This is a genomic window from Pelotalea chapellei (assembly GCF_018531195.1).
In the GTDB taxonomy this organism is placed as follows: Bacteria; Desulfobacterota; Desulfuromonadia; order Geobacterales; family Pseudopelobacteraceae; genus Pelotalea; species Pelotalea chapellei.
On sequence record NZ_JAHDYS010000006.1, the window covers coordinates 81230 to 105611 of the forward strand.

19 protein-coding genes and 1 pseudogene are annotated in these 24382 nt (G+C 50.3%); 6 read left to right on the forward strand and 14 right to left on the reverse strand.

The genetic code is table 11. The features are described from left to right. Positions 1-2: 2 nt before the first annotated feature. The 3 genes and pseudogenes from KJB30_RS18640 to ppk1 all read right to left on the reverse strand — a co-directional run. Positions 3-488 (reverse strand): annotated as a pseudogene (locus KJB30_RS18640) (shikimate kinase); the annotation flags it as partial. Continuing rightward, a complete protein-coding gene (gene aroC, locus KJB30_RS07920) occupies positions 481-1662 on the reverse strand; it encodes a chorismate synthase (protein ID WP_214297762.1) in 1182 nt (393 codons plus the stop codon). The gene aroC and the pseudogene KJB30_RS18640, both read right to left, overlap by 8 nt. Positions 1663-1783: 121 nt before the next feature. Continuing rightward, on the reverse strand, positions 1784-3907 hold the full coding sequence (ppk1, locus tag KJB30_RS07925; RefSeq protein WP_367618955.1) for a polyphosphate kinase 1: 2124 nt from the start codon (positions 3905-3907) through the stop codon (positions 1784-1786). A gap of 385 nt (positions 3908-4292) precedes the next feature. On the opposite strand from ppk1, the gene KJB30_RS07930 reads away from it, so the two are divergent. Further along, the gene (locus KJB30_RS07930; protein ID WP_214297771.1) at positions 4293-6302 is read left to right on the forward strand and encodes an ATP-dependent helicase; all 2010 of its coding nucleotides are present in this window, start codon (positions 4293-4295) and stop codon (positions 6300-6302) included. A gap of 26 nt (positions 6303-6328) precedes the next feature. On the opposite strand, the gene lipA is transcribed toward KJB30_RS07930, so the two are convergent. The 6 genes from lipA to KJB30_RS07960 all read right to left on the reverse strand — a co-directional run bounded on the left by lipA (position 6329) and on the right by KJB30_RS07960 (position 11224). After that, a complete protein-coding gene (gene lipA / locus KJB30_RS07935) occupies positions 6329-7192 on the reverse strand; it encodes a lipoyl synthase (protein ID WP_214298024.1) in 864 nt (287 codons plus the stop codon). Next, the gene (locus KJB30_RS07940) at positions 7176-7943 is read right to left on the reverse strand and encodes a lipoate--protein ligase family protein (RefSeq protein WP_246545575.1); all 768 of its coding nucleotides are present in this window, start codon (positions 7941-7943) and stop codon (positions 7176-7178) included. Before KJB30_RS07940 ends, lipA begins: the two co-directional genes overlap by 17 nt. A 234-nt stretch (positions 7944-8177) precedes the next feature. Then, positions 8178-9572, reverse strand: a complete 1395-nt coding sequence (locus tag KJB30_RS07945; RefSeq protein ID WP_214297775.1) for an L-lactate MFS transporter — start codon at positions 9570-9572, stop codon at positions 8178-8180. A gap of 14 nt (positions 9573-9586) precedes the next feature. Further along, positions 9587-10636: a hypothetical protein gene (locus KJB30_RS07950; RefSeq protein WP_214297783.1), complete on the reverse strand. Its 1050-nt coding sequence runs from the start codon at positions 10634-10636 to the stop codon at positions 9587-9589. 11 nt (positions 10637-10647) lie between these two features. Continuing rightward, positions 10648-10899, reverse strand: coding sequence for a hypothetical protein (locus KJB30_RS07955; RefSeq protein ID WP_214297785.1), 252 nt, complete (start codon positions 10897-10899; stop codon positions 10648-10650). A 136-nt stretch (positions 10900-11035) separates the two neighbouring features. Then, positions 11036-11224 carry a hypothetical protein gene (locus KJB30_RS07960; RefSeq protein WP_214297787.1) on the reverse strand — a complete coding sequence of 63 codons (189 nt, stop codon included), beginning with the start codon at positions 11222-11224 and terminating at the stop codon, positions 11036-11038. A 330-nt stretch (positions 11225-11554) separates the two neighbouring features. On the opposite strand from KJB30_RS07960, the gene KJB30_RS07965 reads away from it, so the two are divergent. Beyond that, entirely contained in the window at positions 11555-12127 is a 573-nt protein-coding gene (locus tag KJB30_RS07965) for a class I SAM-dependent methyltransferase (protein ID WP_214297789.1), read from the forward strand. 161 nt (positions 12128-12288) lie between these two features. Further along, positions 12289-12582, forward strand: a complete 294-nt coding sequence (locus KJB30_RS07970) for a hypothetical protein (protein WP_214297790.1) — start codon at positions 12289-12291, stop codon at positions 12580-12582. Here the strand turns inward: KJB30_RS07970 and KJB30_RS07975 are convergent. From KJB30_RS07975 to KJB30_RS07990, 4 genes are all read right to left on the reverse strand, one after another. Then, the gene (locus KJB30_RS07975; protein ID WP_214297792.1) at positions 12577-14505 is read right to left on the reverse strand and encodes a transglutaminase TgpA family protein; all 1929 of its coding nucleotides are present in this window, start codon (positions 14503-14505) and stop codon (positions 12577-12579) included. The two genes, KJB30_RS07970 and KJB30_RS07975, sit on opposite strands and share 6 nt — an antisense overlap. Then, entirely contained in the window at positions 14502-15257 is a 756-nt protein-coding gene (locus KJB30_RS07980; protein WP_246545576.1) for a DUF58 domain-containing protein, read from the reverse strand. The genes KJB30_RS07975 and KJB30_RS07980 overlap by 4 nt, the downstream gene beginning before the upstream one ends. Positions 15258-15370: 113 nt before the next feature. After that, the gene (locus KJB30_RS07985) at positions 15371-16315 is read right to left on the reverse strand and encodes an AAA family ATPase (protein WP_214297794.1); all 945 of its coding nucleotides are present in this window, start codon (positions 16313-16315) and stop codon (positions 15371-15373) included. A 139-nt stretch (positions 16316-16454) separates the two neighbouring features. Next, positions 16455-18026, reverse strand: coding sequence for a methyl-accepting chemotaxis protein (locus KJB30_RS07990; RefSeq protein ID WP_367618948.1), 1572 nt, complete (start codon positions 18024-18026; stop codon positions 16455-16457). Positions 18027-18270: 244 nt separating this feature from the next. On the opposite strand from KJB30_RS07990, the gene KJB30_RS07995 reads away from it, so the two are divergent. Continuing rightward, positions 18271-19797, forward strand: coding sequence for a Cache 3/Cache 2 fusion domain-containing protein (locus KJB30_RS07995; protein ID WP_214297796.1), 1527 nt, complete (start codon positions 18271-18273; stop codon positions 19795-19797). Further along, positions 19798-21189, forward strand: a complete 1392-nt coding sequence (locus KJB30_RS08000; RefSeq protein WP_214297798.1) for a sigma-54-dependent transcriptional regulator — start codon at positions 19798-19800, stop codon at positions 21187-21189. 15 nt (positions 21190-21204) lie between these two features. Here KJB30_RS08000 and KJB30_RS08005 read toward each other — a convergent pair whose 3' ends face one another. Beyond that, the gene (locus tag KJB30_RS08005; RefSeq protein WP_281415550.1) at positions 21205-21606 is read right to left on the reverse strand and encodes a secondary thiamine-phosphate synthase enzyme YjbQ; all 402 of its coding nucleotides are present in this window, start codon (positions 21604-21606) and stop codon (positions 21205-21207) included. Between the two features lie 120 nt (positions 21607-21726). On the opposite strand from KJB30_RS08005, the gene KJB30_RS08010 reads away from it, so the two are divergent. Beyond that, complete coding sequence (locus KJB30_RS08010; protein ID WP_214297800.1) at positions 21727-24381, forward strand: MMPL family transporter; 2655 nt, start codon at positions 21727-21729, stop codon at positions 24379-24381. Position 24382 lies beyond the last annotated feature (1 nt).

Sequence of the window (24382 nt, forward strand, 5' to 3'; positions counted from 1 at the left end):
ATCTCAGCGGCCACATCTTCCACAGATTTACAGTCCGTGTCAATTCTAATATCCGCTTCCTGATAGTAGGGTTCACGCTGTTTCATCAGCTCCAGAGCTCGATCTGAGGCATCTTCTCCGCAAAACAGCGGACGGTCTGTGGCATCTTTGAGTCGTGCCAGAATAGTTGTAAAGGAAGCGGTCAGATTGACTACAAAACCAAGTTCGCGCATGAGCCGGCGGTTGGCTGCGGAAATAACCACTCCACCTCCGCAGGCGATCACGACCCTGTCCTTCAGCAGTTCCCGCTCCAGGCACTCGCTTTCCAGGACACGAAAACCTGATTCTCCTCTTTCTGCGAATATCTCATGTATGGTTTTTCCAGCTTCTGCAACGATCTTTGCATCAAGGTCAACCAGTGAAAACCCAAGAGAAGCGGCCAGCACACGTCCGACACTGCTTTTACCGCACCCCATGAACCCGGTCAGCACGACAGGTCGCTCAAGCATTGCGGATCTGCTCACAATACCCGTTCAGATTACGTTTGATTTCTCCAACAGAGTCGCCACCAAACTTCTCAAGAAAGGCATTGGCGATTTCAATCGCTACGACTGCTTCGGCCACGACAAGGGCAGCAGGAACAGCACAGGTGTCGGAGCGTTCCACTGCAGCCTCAAAAGGTTCGTGAGTAAGCATGTCCACGGAACGAAGCGGCTTGTACAGGGTCGGAATCGGCTTCATGGCTGCACGCACCCTAATGGGTTCCCCATTGGACATACCTCCTTCAATGCCGCCGGCATGATTGGTGATACGGTAATAGGCGCTTTTTGCACCTTGATCGATACGGCCGGCATCCCTGAACAATTCGTCGTGTACCTGAGAACCGGGACGACGAGCGGACTCAAACCCCAGTCCAACCTCAACCCCCTTTATGGCTTGAATGCTCATCAAAGCCATTGTCAAACGAGCATCAAGCTTGCGATCCCACTGAACATAGCTGCCCAACCCCGGCGGCAGACCAACTACCTGAACCTCTACAACACCACCTAGAGTGTCACCGGCAGCCTTCGCTGTATCGATAGCATGTTTCATGCGCTGTTCTGCAAGATCATCGCAACAGAACATTTCGGATTGTGCAGCCAATGCCCAAAGATCTTCCAGAGGCAGGTCCGGTGGGCTGGCAAGAATACCACCGACCTCGCTGACAAAGCCTCCCACGCGAATATCAAATACCTGCAGCAGTGCTTTTGCAGCAGCACCGACTGCAACACGTACCGCCGTTTCACGAGCGCTGGAACGTTCAAGAATATTACGAACATCATGATGATCATACTTGAGGGCGCCACTTAAATCGGCATGACCGGGACGGGGTCTTGTTACGGCACTTGAGTCATCGCGATATTCTGACAATGGAGACATCTTTTCACTCCAGTTTTGCCAGTCGCGATTCCGTACCACCAGTGTCACCGGAGATGCGAGAGTTTCTCCCCAGCGAACGCCGGAAAGGATTTCAGCAGTATCTTTCTCGATAAGCATACGGCCGCCGCGCCCATACCCCTGCTGGCGGCGAGCAAGTTCATGGTTGATAGATTCTGTTGAGAGCGGAACAGATGACGGCATACCTTCAATAATGGCCGTTAGTTGCGGTCCGTGGGATTCACCCGCAGTCAGATAGCGGAGCATGAATAAGAAAACCTCCATCTGGTTAAAATGGAGGTCAAAGTAGCATCGATGCCGATTGACGGCAAGGCAAAAGACAATTAGACTGGGGGGTTTAGTGCATCAGCAGCAAGTAGCTCGTGGCTCAACGCTTGGTCTTCACCTTCTTTTTTTTCTGTTTAAGGGATTCTTTCAGACGTTTTGCAGTACGGGCAATCATCACGCGGTGACTTCCCGCAGCATTGCCATCATCCTGAGGAACCCTTTGAATATAGCTGCCATCAGGTAGCATGTCCCAAGCGGAACGCTGATCAGCGATATGAGTATCAAAAATCATCCTGAGTTCACGAGTCAGTTCAATTTGTTCTACCGGACAGAGCACCTCTACCCGTGCCTCCAGGTTGCGTTTCATGGCATCGGCCGAGGCAATGAAATACTCCTCGTCACCGCCGTTTCTGAAATAGTAAATCCGCGCATGCTCCAGAAAACGCCCTACAATGCTGATAACGCGTATATTTTCTGAAAGACCAGGAATTCCGGGACGCAGTCTGCAGGTATCCCGCACGACAAGGTCAATTTTGACCCCAGCAATAGAGGCTCGATAAAGTGCCCGAACGATATCTCCATCTTCAAGGGCATTGATTTTGAACTGAATGTGACCATTCCCTTGGGCAATCTGGATTGCGGTTTCCCGCTCAATCCGGGACAGAAGAGCTTTTTTAAGAAAACGTGGTGCTGGCGCAAGCTTGTTATAATTACGCTTGGCCATAAAGCCGGTGGTCAGATAATTGAAAAGTTCGGTTACATCCTGTCCCACAGTTTCGTCGCAGGTCAACATGCCAACATCACTGTAAATGCGGGCTGTATCGGCATGATAGTTACCGGTGCCGATATGCACGTAGCGCCGCAGACCGTTATAGTCCTGGCGCACGACCATAATCACCTTGCAATGGGTCTTGAGTCCGACAACTCCATAAGTAACATGAATGCCTGCTTCTTCCATGCGCTCTGCAAGACGAATATTTGCCGCTTCGTCAAAGCGTGCCTTAAGCTCCACCACCACAGCGACCTGTTTGCCATTCTGGGCTGCAAGCACCAGCGAATCAATGATGCGGCTTTTAACGGAGGTACGATAAAGAGTCATTTTTATACCGCGCACCTTGGGGTCTAGCGCCGATTCACGCAAGAAACGCTCCACCGAGGTCGAGAACGATTCATAAGGATGTTGCAGCAGAATTGAGCCAGCCTCGCGGATGATGTGAAACATATTGCGCTGGGTCTGCAACAGGGGATGATCGATGGGATGATGGGGAGAGTCGTGCAGACGGGGATACTCCAGTCTGACCAGTTCCCACAGGTCACGCATGGCCAACATGCCCTGGACATCAAAGACATCGCTCCCTTCATCCAATTCCAATTCTGCTGCCAGACGCCCACGATGAACCCGGTCCATTCCCTGTTCTACCTCAAGCCTGACAATGGGAGCAAACTTCCGTTCCTTGAGCTCCGACTCAATCATTGCCATCAGGTCGTCAGCTTCCTCCTCAACTTTTTCGGTATTTGCATTGCGAGTAACTCGAAAGAATTCACATTTCAGGATCTCCATGCCTGGAAAGAGCATGTCCAGATTATTCATCATTACATCTTCAACCCGAACGAAATGATCCCCCTTCCCCACTCGCAGGAAACGGGGGGTACCCAGTCCGACGGGCACCTTTACCCGTGCAAGTGATGTTTCCCTGGCCTTGGGATACCGCAGGGTAACCAGGAGGTTCAGGGACAGGTTCGAGATAAAGGGAAAAGGATGAGCAGGATCTATGGATTGGGGCGTTAACAATGGAAAGATGTTGTTATAGTAATGTTCGCGGAGCAGTTTGCGTTCCTTTGAGGTGAGCTGCTCGTACTGTTCAATGATTATATTTTTCTCTTCCAGTAGGACTCCGACAGCACGAAAAAGCTCCTCCTTGGCAACCTCCAGTTCGCGTACGACCTCGTAACATTCCGTCACCTGCTGGCGAGGTGTGCGACCGTCAAGAGAAGGCTCGCGCATCCCGGCACCTATCTGCTGTTTGAGTCCACCGATACGCTTCATGAAAAATTCATCCAGATTGGCACTGACAATGGCTATGAATTTAAGACGCTCAAGCAGCGGTGTACGTTCATCCGCGGCCTCATGAAGCACTCTCCGATTAAAGGAAAGCCAGGTAAGTTCGCGGTTAAGATACCACTGACTTTCTGAGAGGTCGAAAGCTGACTCAACAGTAGAGATGGCACCTTCTGAAACAGACGCTGCAACATTTTTTCCCGTCTTCCTGCCAGACTTTGAACGGATCTGCTTAGGCGGTTTGACAGTTCCAGGTTTGACTGTCTTTGGTTTGGCTTGCTTTTTGACAGTTTTATTTAGCGCGACCACAGCCAATTTGCCAGATTGCTCTGTAGTTGTCGTATTCGTTTCGGAAAGTGATAGAGCCGCCCACTCCACACTCGGTTGCGATACCTGTTCCTGTACTGTTTCTGATTCAGCCACGGTCAACTCCTGGATGAAAGGCATGGAAATCAGTTGAATCTTACACTTTTTTCATATTCCTGCAAACACCCTTGCTCCTGAAAACAGGTTTTGCACAGCATTGCGTGGCTGTGGTACATCTTATAGTATGAAAAAATTAAATCCACCGCAGCAGCAGGCGGTACAAAATACCGAGGGGCCTTTGTTGCTTCTTGCCGGCGCTGGCTCCGGCAAGACCCAGGTCATCACAACCCGCATCGTTCATCTGCTGAAAGACAAACGTATTCCTGCCGATAACATTCTGGCTGTTACCTTCACCAATAAAGCGGCACGCGAGATGAAAGAGCGTGTCAGCAATATGGCCGGCAAAATGGCGGGCGGTATCGTCATTTCCACTTTCCACTCACTGGGAGTGCGCATTCTGCGCCGCGACATCAGAGCCCTTGGATTTAAACCAAACTTCTCGATCTACTCCTCTTCAGACCAGGCCGGTGTCTTGCGCCAGGCCATGCGCGAAAAGGATATCGATCCCAAACAATGCAACCCTGATACGATTCTGTGGCGAATCTCCGGTGCAAAGAACCGACTGATTGGGCCACAAGAGTTCAAACCTCTTAGCGACGATCGTATAGAACTGGCAACTGCCGCCATTTATCCACGCTATCAGGAACTGCTCAAGGGTTTTAATGCCATAGATTTCGACGACATCATCATGCTGTCGGTCAAACTCCTGCAATCCAATACCGCCATTTTGAACCACTGGCAGGAACGCTTCCAGTACATCATGGTTGATGAATATCAGGACACCAATGCCTCCCAGTATCTGCTGATTTCGCTGCTGGCGAAAAAGCACGGCAACCTTTGCGTGGTTGGGGATGACGATCAGTCTATCTACGGCTGGCGCGGAGCAGAGGTTCAGAACATCCTGAATTTTGAAAACGATCATGCCAATTGTCGTGTGATCAAGCTGGAGCAGAACTACCGCTCCACCAGTGCCATCCTGGAAGCAGCCAATAGCGTAATAAAAAACAATCCAGTGCGCACTGACAAGGCGCTCTGGTCTGCTGTGGGCAAGGGACGCGAGATTGATCTGATCGTTGCAGCGAGCGAAGAGGATGAAGCGGAACAGGTGGTTGAAGGCATGTTGATGGAACAGTTCAAGGGAAATCTCTCCTGGTCCGACATGGCCGTTCTCTATCGTTCCAATGCCCAAAGCCGGGCTTTTGAAGAGCGTCTGCGTCAGGAACGAATTCCTTATGTTGTGATTGGAGGTCAGCAGTTTTATGAACGAAAGGAAGTCAAGGATGCCATCGCCTACCTGAAGGTAATCGACAACCCCAGTGATGAAGCTTCGCTGTTGCGCATCATCAACTTTCCCCGGCGAGGAATTGGCGACGGGACCTTGCTGCACCTGAACCAATGGTCCATGGAGCATGAGGTTCCGCTGTTCGAAGCTTTGGGACGTGTGCGAGAAATCGATGGCATATCGGAATCAAGCAAGAAGGCTGTGGCTGGATTTCATGAGATGATGGCCGGAGTGATAGAGGGATTTAATACGCGTTATGGAATGGGTGCCCAGGTCAACGCTCTTTTTAATCGACTGCGCATTGAAGACGAACTCTATCGCACCCTTAATGATGCAGCTCAGGCTCGCAAAAGAATCGAGAATATCGAGCAGGTGGTTAACTCTCTGGCCATATATGAAGAACAGAACCCACGCGGCACGCTATCTACCTTTCTGGAGCGTATTTCGCTGATGGATGAGGACAAACCTTCCGAAGACAGCAAGGAACATGGGCTGAACGCCGTCACGCTTATGTCGCTGCATTCCAGCAAGGGGCTCGAATTCAACCATGTCTGGCTGGTGGGCATGGAAGAAGACCTTCTGCCGCACAAACGTTCAATAGAAGAAGATCCGACCGTGGCAGAAGAGCGACGGCTCTGTTATGTGGGTATCACCAGGGCACGGCGACATCTGACCATCTCCCGCTGCCAGACCCGCAGGAAGTATGGTGCCACTGAGCAACGCACACCCAGCCGGTTTCTGGATGAGATACCGGAGCATCTGCTGATTACTATTTCAAGTGATACTGGAGACAAAGAGGATAAAGCAGTTGACCTGGCTGCTGATTTTTTCTCACGAATGCTGGGAGAGTGACGGGAAGCCAACGGCGGGAAGGACATTCACACAGGCTCTGCATCTGGTGAGCCGTAGTAACCGGCGTGATAGGAACTGCGCACATATGGTCCGCTCTCCACGTGACTGAATCCCAATGCAAGCGCAGATTCCTTCAGAGACTGAAACCGTTCAGGAGCAACGAATTCCTGGACCGGAAAGTGATTTTTACTGGGGGCCAGGTATTGGCCAATGCTGAGATACATACATCCTGCCTCACGCAGGCTTCTGAACACCTCAAGCACCTCATCTTCCCTTTCTCCCATACCCAGCATGATTCCGGATTTGGAAAAAATGCCTGAGCCTAGTACAGTTACCTGGCGCAGAATTTCCAGAGAGCGGGAGTAGTCTGCACCGCTGCGGATGTGGTACAGGCGGGGTACGGTCTCCACATTATGGGCAATGATGTCGGGATGCGCACCGACAACAGTTTCAAGGGCAGAGATGTTTCCCATGAAATCGGGAACCAACACTTCGATGCGGCATGCCGGAGCTATTCTGCGAATGGCCTCCACTGTTGCCGCATAAAGGCCGGCTCCACCATCAGATAAGTCATCGCGGGTCGGACTGGTCACAACCACATGGGAGAGATTAAGACGTTCAACAGCCTCTGCAACCCGGGTGGCTTCTCCGGGGTCAACAGCCAGAGGCGCTTTTTTATCGACATTGCAAAAACTGCATTGGCGTGTGCAGTTGTTTCCCAGGATCAAAAACGTTGCCTGCCGGCTTGCAAAACATTCCGAAATATTCGGACACAGGGCTTGCTGGCACACCGTATTCAACCTGAGCTCACCAAGCAGTTTTCGCATCTCGGTGTGATCACCAGGATGGATTTTCTTCCTCAACCACTCAGGTTTACGCTGTATTTTCATCATCTATCCCTTCCAGGTTCCATCTCTTCCGTGTGTATTTCGTGCTGTACAACCTCTCTGCTGCCGCTTGTTCCCTGGATGACAGATGATCCGGACTCAGAACAACTCCAAAGCTTGCTTCAAATGCAGCGATCAACTGAGCCTGCAACCTGTCTCTATCGATAGTAATGCCACATTCAGCAAGACAACCTGCTCCTTCAGCCAGTTCGGGGGAACGATCCCGCAGAAATGAAAGGCCAACCCTGGCCATGTTCAACAGGGGAATCGAGCCATGCTGAAATATGCAGTTTTTCAGGCGACGCTGGGCGTTTCCACCGATCTTTCTACCATTCACAACGATATCGAATGATTCTCGGCCGGCAAAACAGAAGGCAGTGCGCTCACCAAGACAGATACCTTCAGATGCTGCGTCTACGGCATAGCATGAATCAAGACCGAGCTGCCGATAAAATGCCAATAAAAACGATGTCAGCACCCGGAAGGAATCTTTTACGGATGTTGCGGGGGGAATCTGATCCGGGGCACAGACGATAGAGTAGGTTAACTCTTCGGCATGATAAATAACTCCACCACCAGTAATCCTTCGTACAATCACGGTTCCGGAAGCATTGCAACGTTCCAGTTCCAGCACCTCCCCTGCCTTTTGAAAACGTCCCAGAGACAAGGCGGGTGGAGACCAGCCGTACAACCGCAAAACCGGGGCTGATGAGACCGGATTAAAGGAGTTCAGCAGGGCCTCATCAATAGCCATGTTGCGTTCTCCGGGAAGAAGGCCATCTTCAATGAGACGCCAACCATGACATGGTGGTTTCACATGACTGATATCAGCAGGGACTGTAAACATGGTTGAATACTACCTTCTCTGTAAGGAGAGTTCAAAATTAAAATTCAAAACCCCCAGGGAGGCTTGCTCCAAGGGGGTTTCCTGTTCATGGCAGTAAACAGTGCCGTAGGGCTGTATCAAATGCCGCCGGGGTATGACAACTTACTTCCCGGGCAAGGCGGCGTTGCCCGGTGCTAGACCAGCACGCTGGGTCCGGATTGTTTCAGGTTCAAATCCAACAAAAACACGCAGGCCCAATCGGAATTCCGCCCAAAACTCTCCCCATTGTGAAGGAGTCTTATCTTCAGCGGTAGCCGGCTTGAGTTCAGCCAGGAAGACGGTCATGGCTGCCCCGACAAACAGAAGGATGCCCGCAAGCATGAATGACTTGCTTTGACCACCAGGCTGGGCATTGATCATTTCGGAGACTTTACCCATCACGAAGCCACCTACACCCCATGCTGTGAAAAGAATTCCGTAATTGATGCCGTAGTTTTTGATTCCCCAGTAGTCCTTGCTGAATGAAGGAAACAGAGCAAGGTTAGAGCCATAATTGAAGCCTATGAACGTAGCAAGCAGTACCAGCAATGCAGCACTGCCGGAACCTACAACAGGGATTGCCGCAAACATCAGCACAGCCTGAAAAGCGAGCATGATAAACAGGGTTGCACGGCGACCGATCTTGTCTGAAAGCACACCGGCAACTATCCTTCCGCCGGCATTACCGACAGCCATGATTGCCACAGCAAGAAAAGCCATGTCGCCCATACTTTTCTTGGCCAAACCAGCCACACTCCCGATTACCATCAGGCCAGCACCAGCACCGATGAAATAGGCAACCCACAGAACATAAAACTTGTAGTTGCGCAGCATTTCGCTGGCCGAAGCATTAACTGTCGGCTTGGCAGCGTTAAGCTTTGCTACCGGTCCGGGATCAGATGGTTCAGCAGGAACGTATCCGGCCGGAGGATTGACAACCAGGAACGAAAGCCCGCACACAACAATCGTAAAGCCTGCTGCCAGGAAAAGCATTGATTTCTGGATGCCGAAGTTTGCCAGCAGGAACGAGGAGAGCGGAGCGATGTAGACAGGGGCCAGACCGAAGCCACCTACAACGATTCCTGCGATAAGACCGGTCTTGGCAGGTGAAAACCATTTCAGTGAAGGGGGTGTAGCAGCCGAGTAGCCGAATCCGAAACCGGCACCGGCAAGAATTCCAAATCCGATAACCCAGGCAGCATAGCTGTTGTTAAATGCCATTACCGAGAAACCGCTTCCTACAAGGATGCCGCCGATCAGGGCAGTTTTAGCAGGCCCGATTTTATCCTGGCATTTTCCGGCAATGATCATGGCAAATGCAAAGGTCAGACAGCAGACAGCGTAAGGATCATTGACTGATTTGATATCCCACTGGAAGGCACCGGGCCCTCCTTTTTCGATGGAGGCCTTGATGGCTCCCTTAAAGATGCTCCAGGCATACAGCACGCCCAGTGCCAGGTTGATACCGGTGGCTGCTATTACTACTTGCCACCCTTTATTTTTGACGTCGCTCGACATGACTTCCTCCTTTATCAACCCTTGCGGGCCGTGGCCTTCTTCATCGGGCCATTCATGCGGATCGCGGCAGCAAATTCCATCCAGAAGACAAGGTAGATGGAGATCATCAGTGACAGTCCAATATTCTGGTTCTCGGCACCAAGCGCTTTTGCCAGAATCGGTGAAGCAAAACCAGCTCCATGGGTGCCTGTCACGCGCTCCAGCATGTAAAATACCGGCAACGTCAGCAACGTACCTACTACCATGATGGCAATGCCTGTCGGACGCTTGATCCAGTATTTCGGGGAGAAACCGTACATGCGCATGAAGATCACGACCCAGATGATCCAGACTGAGTAATCAACGGCTGCATCAGGCAAAGCGAGTTTATTGTTGACGAGTGCTATTTCCAGCACGGTCACGAACCCCAAAAGGGTAAACATCCAATTGAACTTTTCATTTGCCTGAGTCTGCCATTTACGGCTGTCAGGAGCCTGCACTTCGGCAGAGGAGTGGTTGTGTGTGCCAAGGGCAGAAAAGAGAATGGCAAACCAGATTCCGGCATTGTGAAAGAGCAGCGAGGCATGATTGCCTGCAACATTTGCAATACGGGACATGGGATCACGGGCAAAGTCACCTGCAATTCTCATCAGGAACAGGTTGGCAATTATAGAACAGCAGACTATGACCGTAAGAGTGAAGATCTTGCGGGGCAATAGATAGGGATCGACTTTGTCTGGGAATCCAATGATGAAGGCAAACCAGATCAGGTACATGATCAGCGGAATGCCAAAGCAGATTCCATAGACAGATTTACCAGCAAAATCGCCGTTCTGGGCATAAATGACATATTTTTCTTTGGCGGCTGGATCTGTGTTGACAGCTTTGACCACATCCTTGGGTACTTTTTTGACGTGGGGTAACAGACCCATTGCATACCAGCCATGATCGCCCCGGGTCTGGTCAACAACCCAATATTGATCACCCATCATGTCGTCAAGACCGGCAAAAAGCTGCATATTGAAGGCGGCACATACTACACAGACTACAAGCAGCAAAATGGCGTTGGAAATTTTCATTGGCATGGCTGTTCTCCTTATTCCTTATGTGTAGTCCAGAACATGGACACAGCGTTGGCAGCAAAAAGACCGTAGAGCCACATGGTATTCCATGCCGGTCCAGACCAGTGACTACCGCGACCACCGCCAACAACTCCGGAGGCAATCACTATTCCAATCATTGCCGTGAAAGCTACCATGGCAACTGCCCGTAGAATTGCGCTGTTCCGCCAGGTATGACGCTCCAGCTCCTCAAGCCTCGACAACAGTTCAAGCTCTCTTTCGCTCATCTCTCTTCTCCTTTGCCATTGTAGTAACTATGAACACCATAGCGATAGCCAGTGCTAAAACAACATGAAAACCAGTACTTTGCAGGGCCAGATAATAAAACATGACAGTCACCTCTTTTTCACGATATTGAATATATTAAAATTGCGGCGCCAATACAGATTCGGGCAAACGATCCATCAATTCCTGATACTTGATGCATCCCTCATAACGTCCGTTGCAGAAGCGGATGATCATAGTCACATCATGGAGTGAGATGTAATCGCACCCGACATCACAGTAGTCATCTTTTTTCCCGAAAAATGGACATACTTTTATTTTTGTCATTTTCGTTACCTCTAACAGCGTTTGTCTTCGTATACAGCACATGGCGTGCCAAAATGTAAATTCATAAAAAACGCAACAATATCGAATAACTACGTGTCACACACATACATTGCTGTCTTCTTTTTCGCATCCATGCAATTAATCCAGAGGATTAAAAGGGACTCAAAATAAAATCAAAGAAAGAAGACAAGTAAATTTGACCACGATAAAATCATTGCAAACCAATTACTTACACGTGTAAAAAGAAGTGGAAAATCGTTTTGCACAAATGCAAAGCCGTTTTATTGGCAGTTTTGCAAATTTGCAAAACCGAAAAAGAAAGGATGGACAATGGAAGCTGACAGAATCAAATGGAATAAACGTTTTCTTTCTGAAGATTCTTTTCTCGGAATGGCCCCCTCTCCTTTTCTGCAAAGGAAGATCGAGGACATCAAGCTCCTGACACCGGGGTTGCATGCCCTGGATATTGCCTGCGGAGAAGGACGTAACAGCATCTTCCTGGCTCAGCATGGTTTTAATGTGACAGGACTGGATATATCTGATGTGGCTCTTGGCAAAGCGGGTGAGCGGTCAGCGACTGCGGGAATTTCAGCTGATTTCAGGCTGGTTGATCTGGAAAGCTACCGGTTTGAAGGGGAGAGATACGATCTTGTAATCAATTTCAATTTCCTGCTGCGGGAGTTGATCCCGGAGGCCTACTCGGCACTGGTGCCGGGAGGTATCTTTCTGCTCGATACAATTCTCGAATCTCCGGAAGCCCTTGCCAATCACACCCCCGCCTATCTGCTACGGCGGGGGGAACTTGCTTCCATATTCGATAAACTGGATGGAAAAATACTTTTCATTGAAGAAGTAACAGAGGGGCAGATGCCCACTGCAAGAGTACTGTTCAAAAAGGTGTAGGACCTGCAACCTTATCTATCTTAACGAACGCATCGGGGCCGGAAATAGTCGCTATAAGTTCTTGCACAACAACGGTCTAGGGGTTCAGAATAAATCCATGGCTCCTTGATTTAAATCAATAGAAAAATGGTATTGTTATAGCGGTTACGGAGGAATCGATCATGCTTTTTAAGAGAACCGTTCTGACAAAGATTCTATCCACCGGCATGAAAGCGGAATTCGCCATCGTCAAGGAAGCAGGGATTTATCATGCCGCGCTGTATGTCAGTGGACGCTTTATTCCGGGCCCTCCCCTGCCTGAACCGCTCAATCCTCCAAAGGATGATCTTACCCACTGGATGGGCAACCGCCCTGGCGTTGGATTGACCGACGAAGAGGCGGAAAGGATACTACGCGAAGTTGAGCTGGAAAATTCCGTGTTGCAGCATATTAGAAAGCTTGATGAATCATCATAGCTGGGATGAAAAACCTTCCCGGATCAACCGTTTCAGTCTGCAGAGTTCACTGCTGGTGAATTGACGGTCCCGATACACCGCGCCGGCATAGATACGTACGAACTCCCTCACCTTTTCATTTCCGCTTTCAGCTGCTATTTCGAACAGACCCTGCCGATTCCCTCTGTTAACCGTAATTACTGTATCCCGCTTCATCCTGCGGTAAAATCTGCGCAAGAGACGCTCTTGGGGCGACAACAGCAATCGGTGACGGTTTTTGATCAGCAGCCAGACAACGACCATCATGCATGAGAACAACGCTGGTTTGATTGATGCCCTAAGAATTTGTTTCCAAGAAACCAACTGCAGCCTTTTTCCTGCAGACTGGGCAACATTCACCTGACGTTCGAAATCATAGGTGATTACCGAGCGATTCCAGGCATGATCAAAAGAGTCGATTGCCAGGCGCAGGCGCAGGCCGAGACTCCGCTTCCGTGAATCGTTCCAAACTCCCCCTGCATTGACCGCCAAACTGCTTGGATCGACGCGCACCCAGCCTCTGCCTGTCAGAAAAACCTCAACCCATGCGTGGGCCATCTGTTCAGTAACCAGGTAATACCCGCCCAACTCGTTATATTCTCCACCGAGGTAGCCGCCAACAAGTCGTGTCGGGATACCGGCAGCACGGGCAACGATGGCAAAGGAAGAGGCAAAGAACTCGCAGTGCCCCTGTCGTGTCTCGAACAGGAACTGTTCAATGGCATGGTCACCGGTAGGCAGTCCTTGCAATGAATAGCGAAAATTGCCTTTGCGAAAATAATCTTCAAGCAGCTGAACCCTCTCCGCATCACTGCCGCCGCGCTGACGTATGCCTTCTCCTAACGATCTGAGACGAGCAGGAATGGTTTCAGGCAGTCGAAGGTAAAAAGAGCGGTCCACCTTTGTGACCACAGGCAGAATTCCTGCGGTTGAAGACTCTGCAGAATAACTCTGGCGTCGTCCGCTGAGGCCTGGCATTTCAAATATTCCATCAGGATAACGCCTGGACCTGAGAAAGGTGATATCAGCCGGTGAATCCAACGCGAGCAGAAATCGTGAACGCCCCGGCTCTGGAAAAATAATTTGAGAGATGCGCGGGGAGCCGTACCTGATCACTTCCGCCGGCACAGCAGGATCGCGTACCCAACGATTGCCGACCAGCTGATTGAAAACCGTGCCACGCCAGTACAGCTGTTGCTGGGGCTGCCGTGGCAGTTCTGCACGGAATGCAAGGGTGGCAGATTCTCCGACTGAACTGCTACCTCCAGGTTCGACCTTATCAGTAAAACCGCTGCTGCGGCTGATCGGTACGGACATAACATTCCATAACGGGATCTGGGTGCGCGGAAGTATTGGGAAAAAGAAGACCAGCAAGGGGAGTGAGACCAGCGGCATGATCACCCCGGCGGCGAGCACACGGCGCAGGTCCTGCCGGGCCAGCACCATCTGGCTGTCATGGGCGTGGAAAGTCAGCATCACCAGGGAAAGGGCAATCAGCAACAGCAGCGAAGCCAGGTACACGAGAAAAAGCGGGCTAAGATCAAAAAGCGAGGAAGATGCCAGGCAGAATAGGGAAAGTGCATACATCTGCAGATAGTTACGCCCGTTTTTCTCCCCCACCAGCCGTACTGTCAGCATTACTGCCAGCATGCTGACAACTGGTTGCACCGCATTGGATCGATTGAACTGAAAGGCATAGTAAAGAAACAGCGGGATCGTGGATGAAGTCAGGATCCAGTTTTTCAGCGACCAGGCACCCCGACGGTCCTGCCAAAAAGCAGCAAGCAAACCACCAACAAGCAGCAGGCGCGGCAGAGTAGCGAGCCAGGGAAAGAGCGGTAGTATGCCGCACAGCGCAATGGCATAGGAAAGAATGGCAATTATGCCGGAAATGGAACGGATCATCGGCTCTGCTCACCATAGAGTGCCAATGCCGTCAGCAGGCGCAGACCGTAATGGTGTCCGGCTTCAGCAGGGAATATATCCGTTTCCAGCCGGAGACCTACCGGGCGCATTGAACACCAGTGTTTAATCAGCCAGGCCGCATGGGATATGCGCTCCTCCAGCGTCTGACCAGGCATGTCTGCAAGACTGATGACCACTGGAGAAGCCGCCTGCCGGCCGAATTCCTTGACCAGCAACTCATCTCCACGTGCGGATAGTTTCCAGTGAATCATGCGCAGCGGCTCGCGTCCGGAATAATCTGCAATACCCTCAATTTCTCCATCAAGGCCGCGCGACTGACGAAAAGCTGACCCTGAACGCACTGGCTCACTCCCCTCTCCCCGGGCTCCACATCTGATCAGTTGCGGAAAAACCAAAAACTCAGTATCGAGGTCATAGCTCAAGTAACGATTGAAGAAATTTACCGGAAATACAGAACTGACCATTACTTTACCGACTTTAGTTCGCCCTCGAGCATCAAAGACGGCACGAATGACACATTCCACTGTTTTTGATGATGGTATGACCGGGAACGTAATGCCCTTGCTGCCTTCACAACGGACACTGATGAGAAAAGAAGGCAGGAGACGCTTGGCGTTATGCAGCCGCAACCGGAGAAGGACCGGCGTGCCGGCGTATATTTCGGAGGGTGGAATAACTTCAGGGGACAGTTTCTGGAGGTTGTACATGCCCGCAAGGCCCGTGACGCACATGAAGGCCAGAAGCCCAGAGACAACAAGAAAAAGAAGATTGTTTCCAGTATTGACGGCTGAGAAGCCGAGCAGCAGGGTAATCAGAATATAGAACGTCCCGGCCTTGCTGATTCTCAGACCAAAGGCAGCGTTATTTCGGCGATTATTTCGCGTAACACGTCTCCCTTGCCGGCAGCTTCATATTCCGGCCGCATACCAAGGCGGTGAGCACAGACCGCCACTGCAACTCCTTTAATGTCATCTGGCGCCACATAATCACGCCCTTCCAGAAAAGCAGCGGCCCTTGCCGCTTGAGCTAGGCTGATAGCAGCACGTGTGGAAAGGCCAGTCTGGACCAGAGGGTGGCATCTTGTTGCAAGTACTATGCTGTGCAGGTAATCCACCACCTTTGGGGAAAGATAGATCTGCCCGGCAACCTGACGCCGGGCTGCCTGTATATCCGCAGCGGTAGCAATGGTGGCCATCTCGCCGATGCGTTCACGTATCCCGCCTCCGGCAATGATTCCTTTTTCAAGATGTTCGGGAGGATATCCTATACCGGTGGAGATCAGGAAACGGTCGAGCTGTGATTCGGGCAAGGGAAAGGTTCCACTCTGGTCCGAAGGATTCTGGGTGGCAAAAACCATGAAAGGATCGGGCAGCAGATGGGTTACCCCTTCCACCGTTACCCGGCCTTCTTCCATCGCCTCCAGCAGGGCACTCTGGGTACGAGGCATGGCCCGGTTGATCTCATCCACCAGAACTATATTGTTGAATACAGGGCCTGCAAGGAATGTAAAATGACCTTCTTCACGATTGAAAACCGAAAGTCCGGTAATGTCCGAAGGAAGCAGATCGCTGGTACATTGCACTCGACCAAACGAAAGACCGGTGCTTCCGGCAAGAGCAAGGGCAATAGTTGTCTTGCCAAGTCCAGGCAGATCTTCAATCAGAATATGTCCACCAGCCAGAAGCGCGACCAGTGCCAGCCTGAGTACCTCTTCCTTTCCCTGCAGGTACTCATGGGACAAGGTGGTCAACAGCGATGTCATGGCACCATGTGAAGAAGAGAGATTCATTATTGCCTCGATGTGACAAGTTTTGAGCAGGATTGAGTTGGATAATATACCACAGGCACTGCCATTGCCCGCAACAATGAAAAAAGGGGAGCCTTAAAAGCCCCCCTTTCCCGGAATCCCGAATCTGCTTCAAGAATCATTACAACTTGAACAGCCCCACCAGCCTTTTCAAATCATTGGCGAGAACTGCCAGTTCATCTGCGGCAATCGAGGATTCCCTGGCTCCGCAGGCAGCTTCCTGAACAACTGCCGTGACCTTATGAATATTACCGCTGATCTCGTTAGTGGTGGCTGTTTGTTCCTCCGCAGCTGTCGCAATTTGGTTAACCTGCATCACCACTGCGCTTATCTCGTCTATTATATCCTGCAGCGCCCTTCCGGATTTGGCAGCTTCGGCTGTGCCAAGTTCAACTTCCTGAACGCCTTCTTCCATACTGGTCACGGCACTTTTGGTCTCACTCTGGATCATTTTAATCATGTCCCCGATTTCCCTAGTGGCTCGGGTAGTTCGTTCAGCAAGAGCGCGTACTTCATCGGCAACAACAGCAAACCCCCTTCCCTGTTCGCCGGCTCGTGCAGCTTCAATGGCAGCGTTAAGTGCGAGAAGATTGGTCTGATCAGCTATTTCTTCAATGGTCCCGATAATCTCTCCTATCTGCTCAGACCTGTTTCCCAATGACTCGATGGTACCTGCAGACTGGCGTACCTTGCTGGCAATCCGTGCCATTACCTCCACTGTTGCTTCGACAACTTTGGCACCAGTGGCGGAAGAATTATTGGCTCGAGTAGATTCTTCGGCAGCGCCGACGCAATTTCGGGCAATGTCTGTTGATGTTGCAGCCATTTCTTCACTGGCTGCTGCAACCATATCTGTCTGTGCAACAGCTTCATCGATGCCTGCAGACATCTTGACGGAATTGGTCAACAGACGATCGGCCGCAGTGGAAAGGGCACCGGCATTATGTGCTATTTGTGAGATTATTCCGTGAATTTTGGAAATGAGGGCATTTATTCCAGCAGCAAGATCACCAAGTTCATCTTCGGTGGTCACAGGAATGATTTTGGTGAGATCTCCCTCTCCGCTGCCTAACTCATGAACCTTGCTGGAACATTCGATGATTGGAGTTATGATGATTTTTTTCAAAAAGAAATAAAGGCTGCCAAGCAAAATCAGGAAAAAAGAAAGGCTTAAAACAAGCAAAGTCAAAGAAGTCTTCCTTGAAAGTTCATGCCCCTTTTGCAGCGAAGTTTTGATCAAGATTCCACCAAGGAATTTGGGTTCCTTGTCATGGCATTGTTTGCACTTTTCTTCATTAGGCATTGGTACAGCCATGTTGAGATTTTTTATGCCGTTATCTGTAGTAATAAATTCTATAGTCTTGCCGCTTTTCAACGCCTGGGCGATAGAAGCATTTTCAGCGCTATTTTGAGCGCCGATTTCCTTGGCATTTTCGTTGTAGATCGTCAAATCGGTGACAAAATTACGTTGTTTGGCTTCGTGAATATAGGTGACGACCTCTTTAGAGGCGTCTTTCATCATGTATTCATCGATATCCTTGATAATGACAGCCGCCAGATTATGGGTGTTATGCAGCTGTAATTGGTTGCTTGAATCAGCTTGAAGATAGATTGAAATACCTACGAGCGTCAAAAGGCCTATTCCAAGAGTTACACCGAGAATCAACAGAACCTTGAATGCTATTTTCTTCACTGCCGCCTCCTTAAAAAACTACACTTTACCTTCAACAAGCCGTACTTGGTGTAGCTAAGTGTTTTGACACATTAACTAATTAATCTACGACAAGTCAATATTTATAAAGAATTTTAAATGATTATGCCCGCATATCATCATAATGACCCTTGCCTTGTCGCAAAATCCTCAAAGCCCCTCCTCCCTTGCTTTGCGCACCTGAAACAGTGTATACATATTCCACTTGATACTGAATGGAACCCTTATGATTCGCCTTCTCAACAACCTGAAGCTCCGCTGGAAACTTCTCGCCCTGGTCCTGCCGCTGGTAATAATTCCTATCATCGTTGTCGCCGGGGTAATCGGCTATATAGCCAACCATCAGGCCTATCTGGGAGTTACCCAGGCCAGCAAGGACGACCTGCAACACATGGCCTCATTTGCCATCGACCTGCTTGACTCACATGACCGGCAATTTCGCGACTATCAGCAGGATTCACCAATCAACCTCTCAACCGAGCTCGCTTCCCAGTCCTTTGCGGCACTGAAGCAGAAGATAAAGAACAAGAAAGTTGGAGCAACCGGATACATTTTCTGCATGAACAGCAAGGGCACCCTTACCCTTCACCCCGATGCAGAAGGCAAAAATATCATTGATGCCAGCGATTCCAGCGGCAACCCCTTTATCCGCGAGATGTGTGAAAAAAAGAGCGGCTGGATCCGGTACCCTTGGAAAAATTTTGGTGAAAAATATCCCCGCATGAAGATAGTCCGATACGACTACTTTCCTGCCTGGGACTGGATTGTTGCCGTTGGTTCCTATGAGGATGAATTCTACCGCCAGACGGATACGATCAAGAAGCACATCATGCTCAACACCATTTTTATTATTCTAATAGTGGGAATTATAGCGGTTTTGCTCGTTTTTAAAGCTGCAACGGTAGTATCCAGGCCGATTACCCATATGATAGACACTATCAGGTTGGTCAAACGAGGTAACTTTGATGAGAGGATGAAGGTTACGGGACAGGATGAACTGGCGGAAATGGCCATGGCTTTTAATCGCATGACCGACATCATCAGACGTAACCGGACCATGGAAGCCAATCTGGCCCAGCAAGGGAAAATGGCCTCCCTTGGTGTGCTCTCCTCGGGAGTTGCCCATGAGATCAACAACCCCCTGGGTGTAATACTTGGTTATGCCGGTTATCTTGAAGGGAAAATGACCCAGGACGACCCAAACTACAATTACATCCATGAGATTAAACGCGAGAGCAAACGCTGCAAAAAAATCGTCCAGGACCTGCTCTCTTATTCCAGAACCCCGCGTCCAGCATTGGAAGCAGTCGACTTGAATGATCTATTAACTCAGATAGTCGATTTTGCGGCAAATCACACTGACATGCGTGGTGTGGCCATTAAAACGGAATTCGAACCGGGATTGCGCCTTGTTGAGCTTGATGGTGATCAAATGCGCCAGGTGGCAATCAACATGATTCTGAATGCCGGAGGTGCCATGCCTGAAGGGGGAACTCTGACGATCCGCACTGAAACAGATGAATCGGGACATGTACGAATGATTTTTCATGACACTGGCTGCGGGATTCCCGAAGAAAATCTGGAAAAGATCTTTGAGCCTTTCTACACAACCAGAGAACGTGGTACTGGTCTGGGCCTTGCCATTACAAAACAGATTATCGAGATGCATCACGGAGAAATTGAAATCAAAAGTATGATCGGGATCGGCACGACTGTAGTAGTCATCCTTCCCTTTGAGCATGAGGAACTGTAGATGACGGACAAGAAACGCATTCTTCTGATAGACAATGAAGCCGGTCTGTGCCGCATGATGGAACAGATTCTGATTGACCACGGGTATCTGGCACGTGCCTATACATCACCACAGAAAGCAGTGGAAGAGTTCAAGCCCAGCGCATGGGACCTGGTGATAACGGATATAAAAATGCCAGGCATGAGTGGACTGGAAGTATTGCAAAATATAAAAGAACAATCCAGGGACATGCCGGTCATCATGATCACTGCCTATGCCACGGTGGACATGTCCATCCAGGCCCTGCGCAAAGGTGCTTATGACATGCTCACAAAACCCTTTGAGCCGGAGGAACTGATCTATCGGGTAAAAAATGCCCTGCAGCAGTCACACCTGCTGGAGGAAAACCGTGAACTGCGCAAGGAACTGCAGGGAAAATTTCACTTCGACAACATAATCGGCGCTTCGGATGCGCTCAAAAACATCCTTGGAAAAGTCGAGAAAGTGGCGGTGCGTGATACCTCGGTGCTGATTACCGGAGAATCAGGCTCCGGAAAAGAAATCATCGCTCAGGCTATCCACTACAATTCACCACGACATGAAAAGAAATTCGTTGCCATAAATTGCGGTGCTCTTCCCGAAACCTTGCTGGAGAGTGAACTGTTCGGATTCAAGAAAGGCGCTTTTACCGGTGCCAAAGAGAGTCGTCACGGACTTCTGGAAGCAGCCGACGGAGGTACCCTTTTCCTGGATGAAGTGGGCAACCTCCCCATGAACGTACAGAAGACATTACTTCGCTTTTTGCAGGAAAAGGAATTCCTTCGCCTGGGCGACACCACGCCGACTCGGGTGGATGTACGGGTGCTTTCCGCCACCAATACAGATCTGAAGCAGGCAGTCAAGAACGGGGAATTTCGCGAGGATCTTTTCTACCGATTGAATGTCGTCAACATTCATCTTCCCTCGCTGCGCGAACGCAGAGACGATATCCCGCTGCTGGCTGCACACTTCATTCATCTTCAGAACCAGAAATTCAACACAACGGTCAAGGGTTTTGAAAAAGATGCCCTGCAGATGCTGAGCGATTTCGACTGGCCCGGCAACATCCGCCAGCTGAGAAATGTCATCGAAGCCTGCATGGCCATGGTCGGAGAAGACTATATCTGCCGCGAGACTCTGGAGCAGTTTATCGAGATAGAACATTCCGGTGAGCGTTCACCTGAAGTCAGCGCAGATGCAGGCGAACTTCCCTTTAATGCTGCTCTGGAACAGTTTGAAGCCGACTTGCTCAAACGGCTCCTCAGGAAACATGGTGGCGCTATTGATCTCGCCGCCCGGGAAGCGGGGATGAACCTGGCGACCATGTATCGCAAGATCAAACGTTACGGCATCCGCAAAGAAGACTACTGCTAGTAAGGCTCTAAGCACTCACTCCGTGAATGCCAGGTACACCTTACGCTCACGCGGTCCGTCAAATTCACAAAAATAGATTCCCTGCCAGGTACCCAGCCACAGCTTCCCGTTACGCACTATCACCTGCAGCGAAGAGCCATAAAAACTGGCCTTGATATGAGAGTCCGAGTTACCTTCGGTATGGCGAAAAGAATGCTGCTGCGGGATCAGCTCATTGCTGAACCACTCCATGTCATGGGCCACATCAGGATCAGCATTTTCATTAATAGTAACACCCGCGGTGGTATGCGGCACAAAGATCGTCAAAATTCCATCCTGCCACCCATTGTCTTTTACCGTCTCAGTCACCTGACGCGTAATTGCCAAAAAGTGAGTCCTTCTCGAAGTTGATACCTTTATTTCAGCTGTCTTCATCATTCCCCCCCGTGATAACTGCTGCCTCTGTTCATTCTGCATCGAAGGTTGTCATTGCATTTTTGTGGCTCTTGGTCCATAAAAATAGACTTTTTTTCCGCATTAACTTCAAGGAGTTTTTTCGTGTCAGATAAGCGCTATACAAACCGCCTGTTTTCAATCGTCGCTAGTCATCCAAAACTTATTCTGGTCTTTGCCTTGGTTTTATCATTGCTATCGGTTCTGTACACGAAGCAAAAAATGGAATTTCTAACAGGCCGGGATGACCTGATGCCCAAGAACGCTTCTTTCCAGGTTGATTATCGCGCCTATCGGGAGGAATTCGGCGACCAGGAAGAGATTGTAGCGGTGCTTGAGTCTGATGATGCTGAAAAATCAACCCGTGCCGCTGATGCACTTTATCTGCGACTGGCAAGGGACAAGGGACTCTATCGCGAAATCTTCTACCCCGGGGGGCTTCCCTATTTCCGAAAAAACGGTCTTCTGTTCATGCCGTTGGAAGATATAAAAAGGTTGCGCAGTACCTTGACCATGGCCGCTCCTGTCCTGAAGGATCTGGCTGTCGCACCTTCAGTGCAGACCCTGTTTACCAGCCTCACCGCCCAGATTGATGGTTACCTCGCCAAACCCGATGCAGATTCCCTCAAAAGTCTGACATTTATGCTATCAACCCTGGACAAAGGCTTTAAGGGTTTCGATGGAAAAACATCTGCTCTCTCAATGGATTCCTTTCTCAAGGGCAGCGGCGAAGGGGAACCTTCCCTGCTGGAAAGTGCAGGAAAACAGCAGGTAATCACCCTGCGGCCGATCAAGGAAGAAGGAAGTTTCGTCGCCTCTGAAAAATCGATCAAAGCAGCGAGGGGCGCTTTAAAGGAGATTCTTGCACGATCTGAATTCAAAGGAGTGAGCGGAGGGCTGACCGGTGTACCTGTGCTGGAATACGAGGAAATGGTTACAGGCCAGCGGGATATCGAGCTTGCCACCATCCTATCCCTATCCCTGACCGTACTCCTGCTGCTGTTCGCCTTTCGAGGCATCCTTAATGTCGTTGCAGCCATGGTTTCACTGATCGTCGGTATCTGTCTCTCCTTCGGCTTTGCCACTCTTGCCGTAGGCCACCTCAATATTCTTTCGATGGTCTTTGCAATCATGCTGATCGGACTGGGAATCGAGTACGGTATTCAGGTAGTACTTCGTTATCAAGAAGAGCTTGGCAAAGGCAGCGAAGGGATGCAAGCCATTGAGACCGGACTCAGCGCCAATATTCGCTCCATAATCATGGCGGCTGCCACAGTAGCGCTGGCCTTTGCCACGTTTGCCTTTACAGATTTCAAGGGAATTGCTGAACTTGGAATTATCGCAGCAGGCGGAGTTGTTATCTGCGTCATCTCTACCTTTACCGTATTGCCGGCAATGCTGATACTGCTCGAACGCTTCCGTTCCAGATCCCGAATCAGAACATCTAAAGTTGTCAAAGGCGCCCCCCTGGGTCTTCTCTTCGATAAACCACGCGCAGTCATCACCTTTACCCTGCTGCTCTCACTTCTCTGTATCTACCCCACTCTGCAGATGCGCTTCGATTACAACCTGATGAACCTGCAGGCCAAAGGGCTCCAATCGGTGGAGTATGCTTATAAATTAATGCGCAGCAAGGAGAACTCCGGATACTTCGCTGCAGTGACTGCCAGAGACAAGCAAGAGGCGCAACAATTGACCCAACGCCTGGAGAAGTTGCCGGCTGTTGATCATGTTGTCAGCGTTGCCAGCCTGGTGCCTGACCAGCAGGAGGCAAAACTGGCTGAACTTGCTGCTCTGCGCCAGATCATGGATCAAGTCAGGCCCGTGCCATATGAGGAAAACCTGCGGGTCATGGAACTCCCCACAGTTTTCGAGAATTTTCGTGATCGGGTGAACAAACTGAAAATGGATTTGGAAAAAGACAATAAGCCTGAAGCGAAGACGGTGAGCGCTTTCCTGGGCACTTTGGACAATTTTTTTGCATCATTGGAAAAAGAGAAAGACAAAAATGCACTTGGTATGCTGAGGGAGTTTCAAGGAAGCATGTTTGCGGAGCTGCCTGCCAAATTGACCATGATGAAAGAAAGCTTGAACGCTTCAGCAGTTTCTGAAGCTGAAGTTCCGGCACAACTGAAAGAGCGCTTCATCAGCAAAAACGGTAAACTGCTGCTGCAGGTGGCACCCAAAAAAGAAATTTTCGAACGTGAACCACTGGCCGAGTTTGTCAGCCAGGTAAAAAGCATTGTCCCTGCAGCAACCGGTGAACCGGTTATGGTGTACGAGTCACTGACCATCCTGCGGAACTCCTATCTGAGGGCGTTCGCTTATGCTTTCATCGGCATTGCCGTCATCCTGCTGATCAACTTCAAAAGTATTCGTTATGCCCTGCTCGGATCGCTGCCCCTGGCGGCAGGTTTGCTGCTGATGGTAGGGGGCATGTGGGTGGCCGGCGTCAGCTTCAACTCTGCAAACATCATTGTCCTGCCTCTCATCCTGGGTGTCGGCATCGATTCAGCCATCTATGTCATCAACCGCTATCGTCAGGGAGAGGAAACTCCTGCCCAGGTTGTAATGAGCAGCGCAGGCATCGGCGTGTTCCTCAATGCCCTGACAATTCTGTTCAGCTTCGGTGCCTTGATGGTTGCTCATCATCAGGGTGTTTTCAGCATCGGTGCCGTCATGTCCTTTGGCATGGTCGCCAGCGTGGCGGTCTTTCTGGCTTTTCTGCCGGCTCTGCTCAAGATATGGGGTAAACGGTAAA

Excerpts from the sequence above, each read along its gene's own strand:
- aroC (WP_214297762.1), bottom strand. The coding sequence starts at position 1,662 with ATGCTCCGCTATCTGACTGCGGGTGAATCCCACGGACCGCAACTAACG.
- KJB30_RS07930 (WP_214297771.1), top strand. The coding sequence starts at position 4,293 with ATGAAAAAATTAAATCCACCGCAGCAGCAGGCGGTACAAAATACCGAG.
- lipA (WP_214298024.1), bottom strand. The coding sequence starts at position 7,192 with ATGAAAATACAGCGTAAACCTGAGTGGTTGAGGAAGAAAATCCATCCT.
- KJB30_RS07940 (WP_246545575.1), bottom strand. The coding sequence starts at position 7,943 with ATGGCTATTGATGAGGCCCTGCTGAACTCCTTTAATCCGGTCTCATCA.
- KJB30_RS07945 (WP_214297775.1), bottom strand. The coding sequence starts at position 9,572 with ATGTCGAGCGACGTCAAAAATAAAGGGTGGCAAGTAGTAATAGCAGCC.
- KJB30_RS07950 (WP_214297783.1), bottom strand. The coding sequence starts at position 10,636 with ATGCCAATGAAAATTTCCAACGCCATTTTGCTGCTTGTAGTCTGTGTA.
- KJB30_RS07955 (WP_214297785.1), bottom strand. The coding sequence starts at position 10,899 with ATGAGCGAAAGAGAGCTTGAACTGTTGTCGAGGCTTGAGGAGCTGGAG.
- KJB30_RS07960 (WP_214297787.1), bottom strand. The coding sequence starts at position 11,224 with ATGACAAAAATAAAAGTATGTCCATTTTTCGGGAAAAAAGATGACTAC.
- KJB30_RS07965 (WP_214297789.1), top strand. The coding sequence starts at position 11,555 with ATGGAAGCTGACAGAATCAAATGGAATAAACGTTTTCTTTCTGAAGAT.
- KJB30_RS07970 (WP_214297790.1), top strand. The coding sequence starts at position 12,289 with ATGCTTTTTAAGAGAACCGTTCTGACAAAGATTCTATCCACCGGCATG.
- KJB30_RS07975 (WP_214297792.1), bottom strand. The coding sequence starts at position 14,505 with ATGATCCGTTCCATTTCCGGCATAATTGCCATTCTTTCCTATGCCATT.
- KJB30_RS07980 (WP_246545576.1), bottom strand. The coding sequence starts at position 15,257 with ATGTGCGTCACGGGCCTTGCGGGCATGTACAACCTCCAGAAACTGTCC.
- KJB30_RS07985 (WP_214297794.1), bottom strand. The coding sequence starts at position 16,315 with ATGAATCTCTCTTCTTCACATGGTGCCATGACATCGCTGTTGACCACC.
- KJB30_RS07995 (WP_214297796.1), top strand. The coding sequence starts at position 18,271 with ATGATTCGCCTTCTCAACAACCTGAAGCTCCGCTGGAAACTTCTCGCC.
- KJB30_RS08000 (WP_214297798.1), top strand. The coding sequence starts at position 19,798 with ATGACGGACAAGAAACGCATTCTTCTGATAGACAATGAAGCCGGTCTG.
- KJB30_RS08005 (WP_281415550.1), bottom strand. The coding sequence starts at position 21,606 with ATGATGAAGACAGCTGAAATAAAGGTATCAACTTCGAGAAGGACTCAC.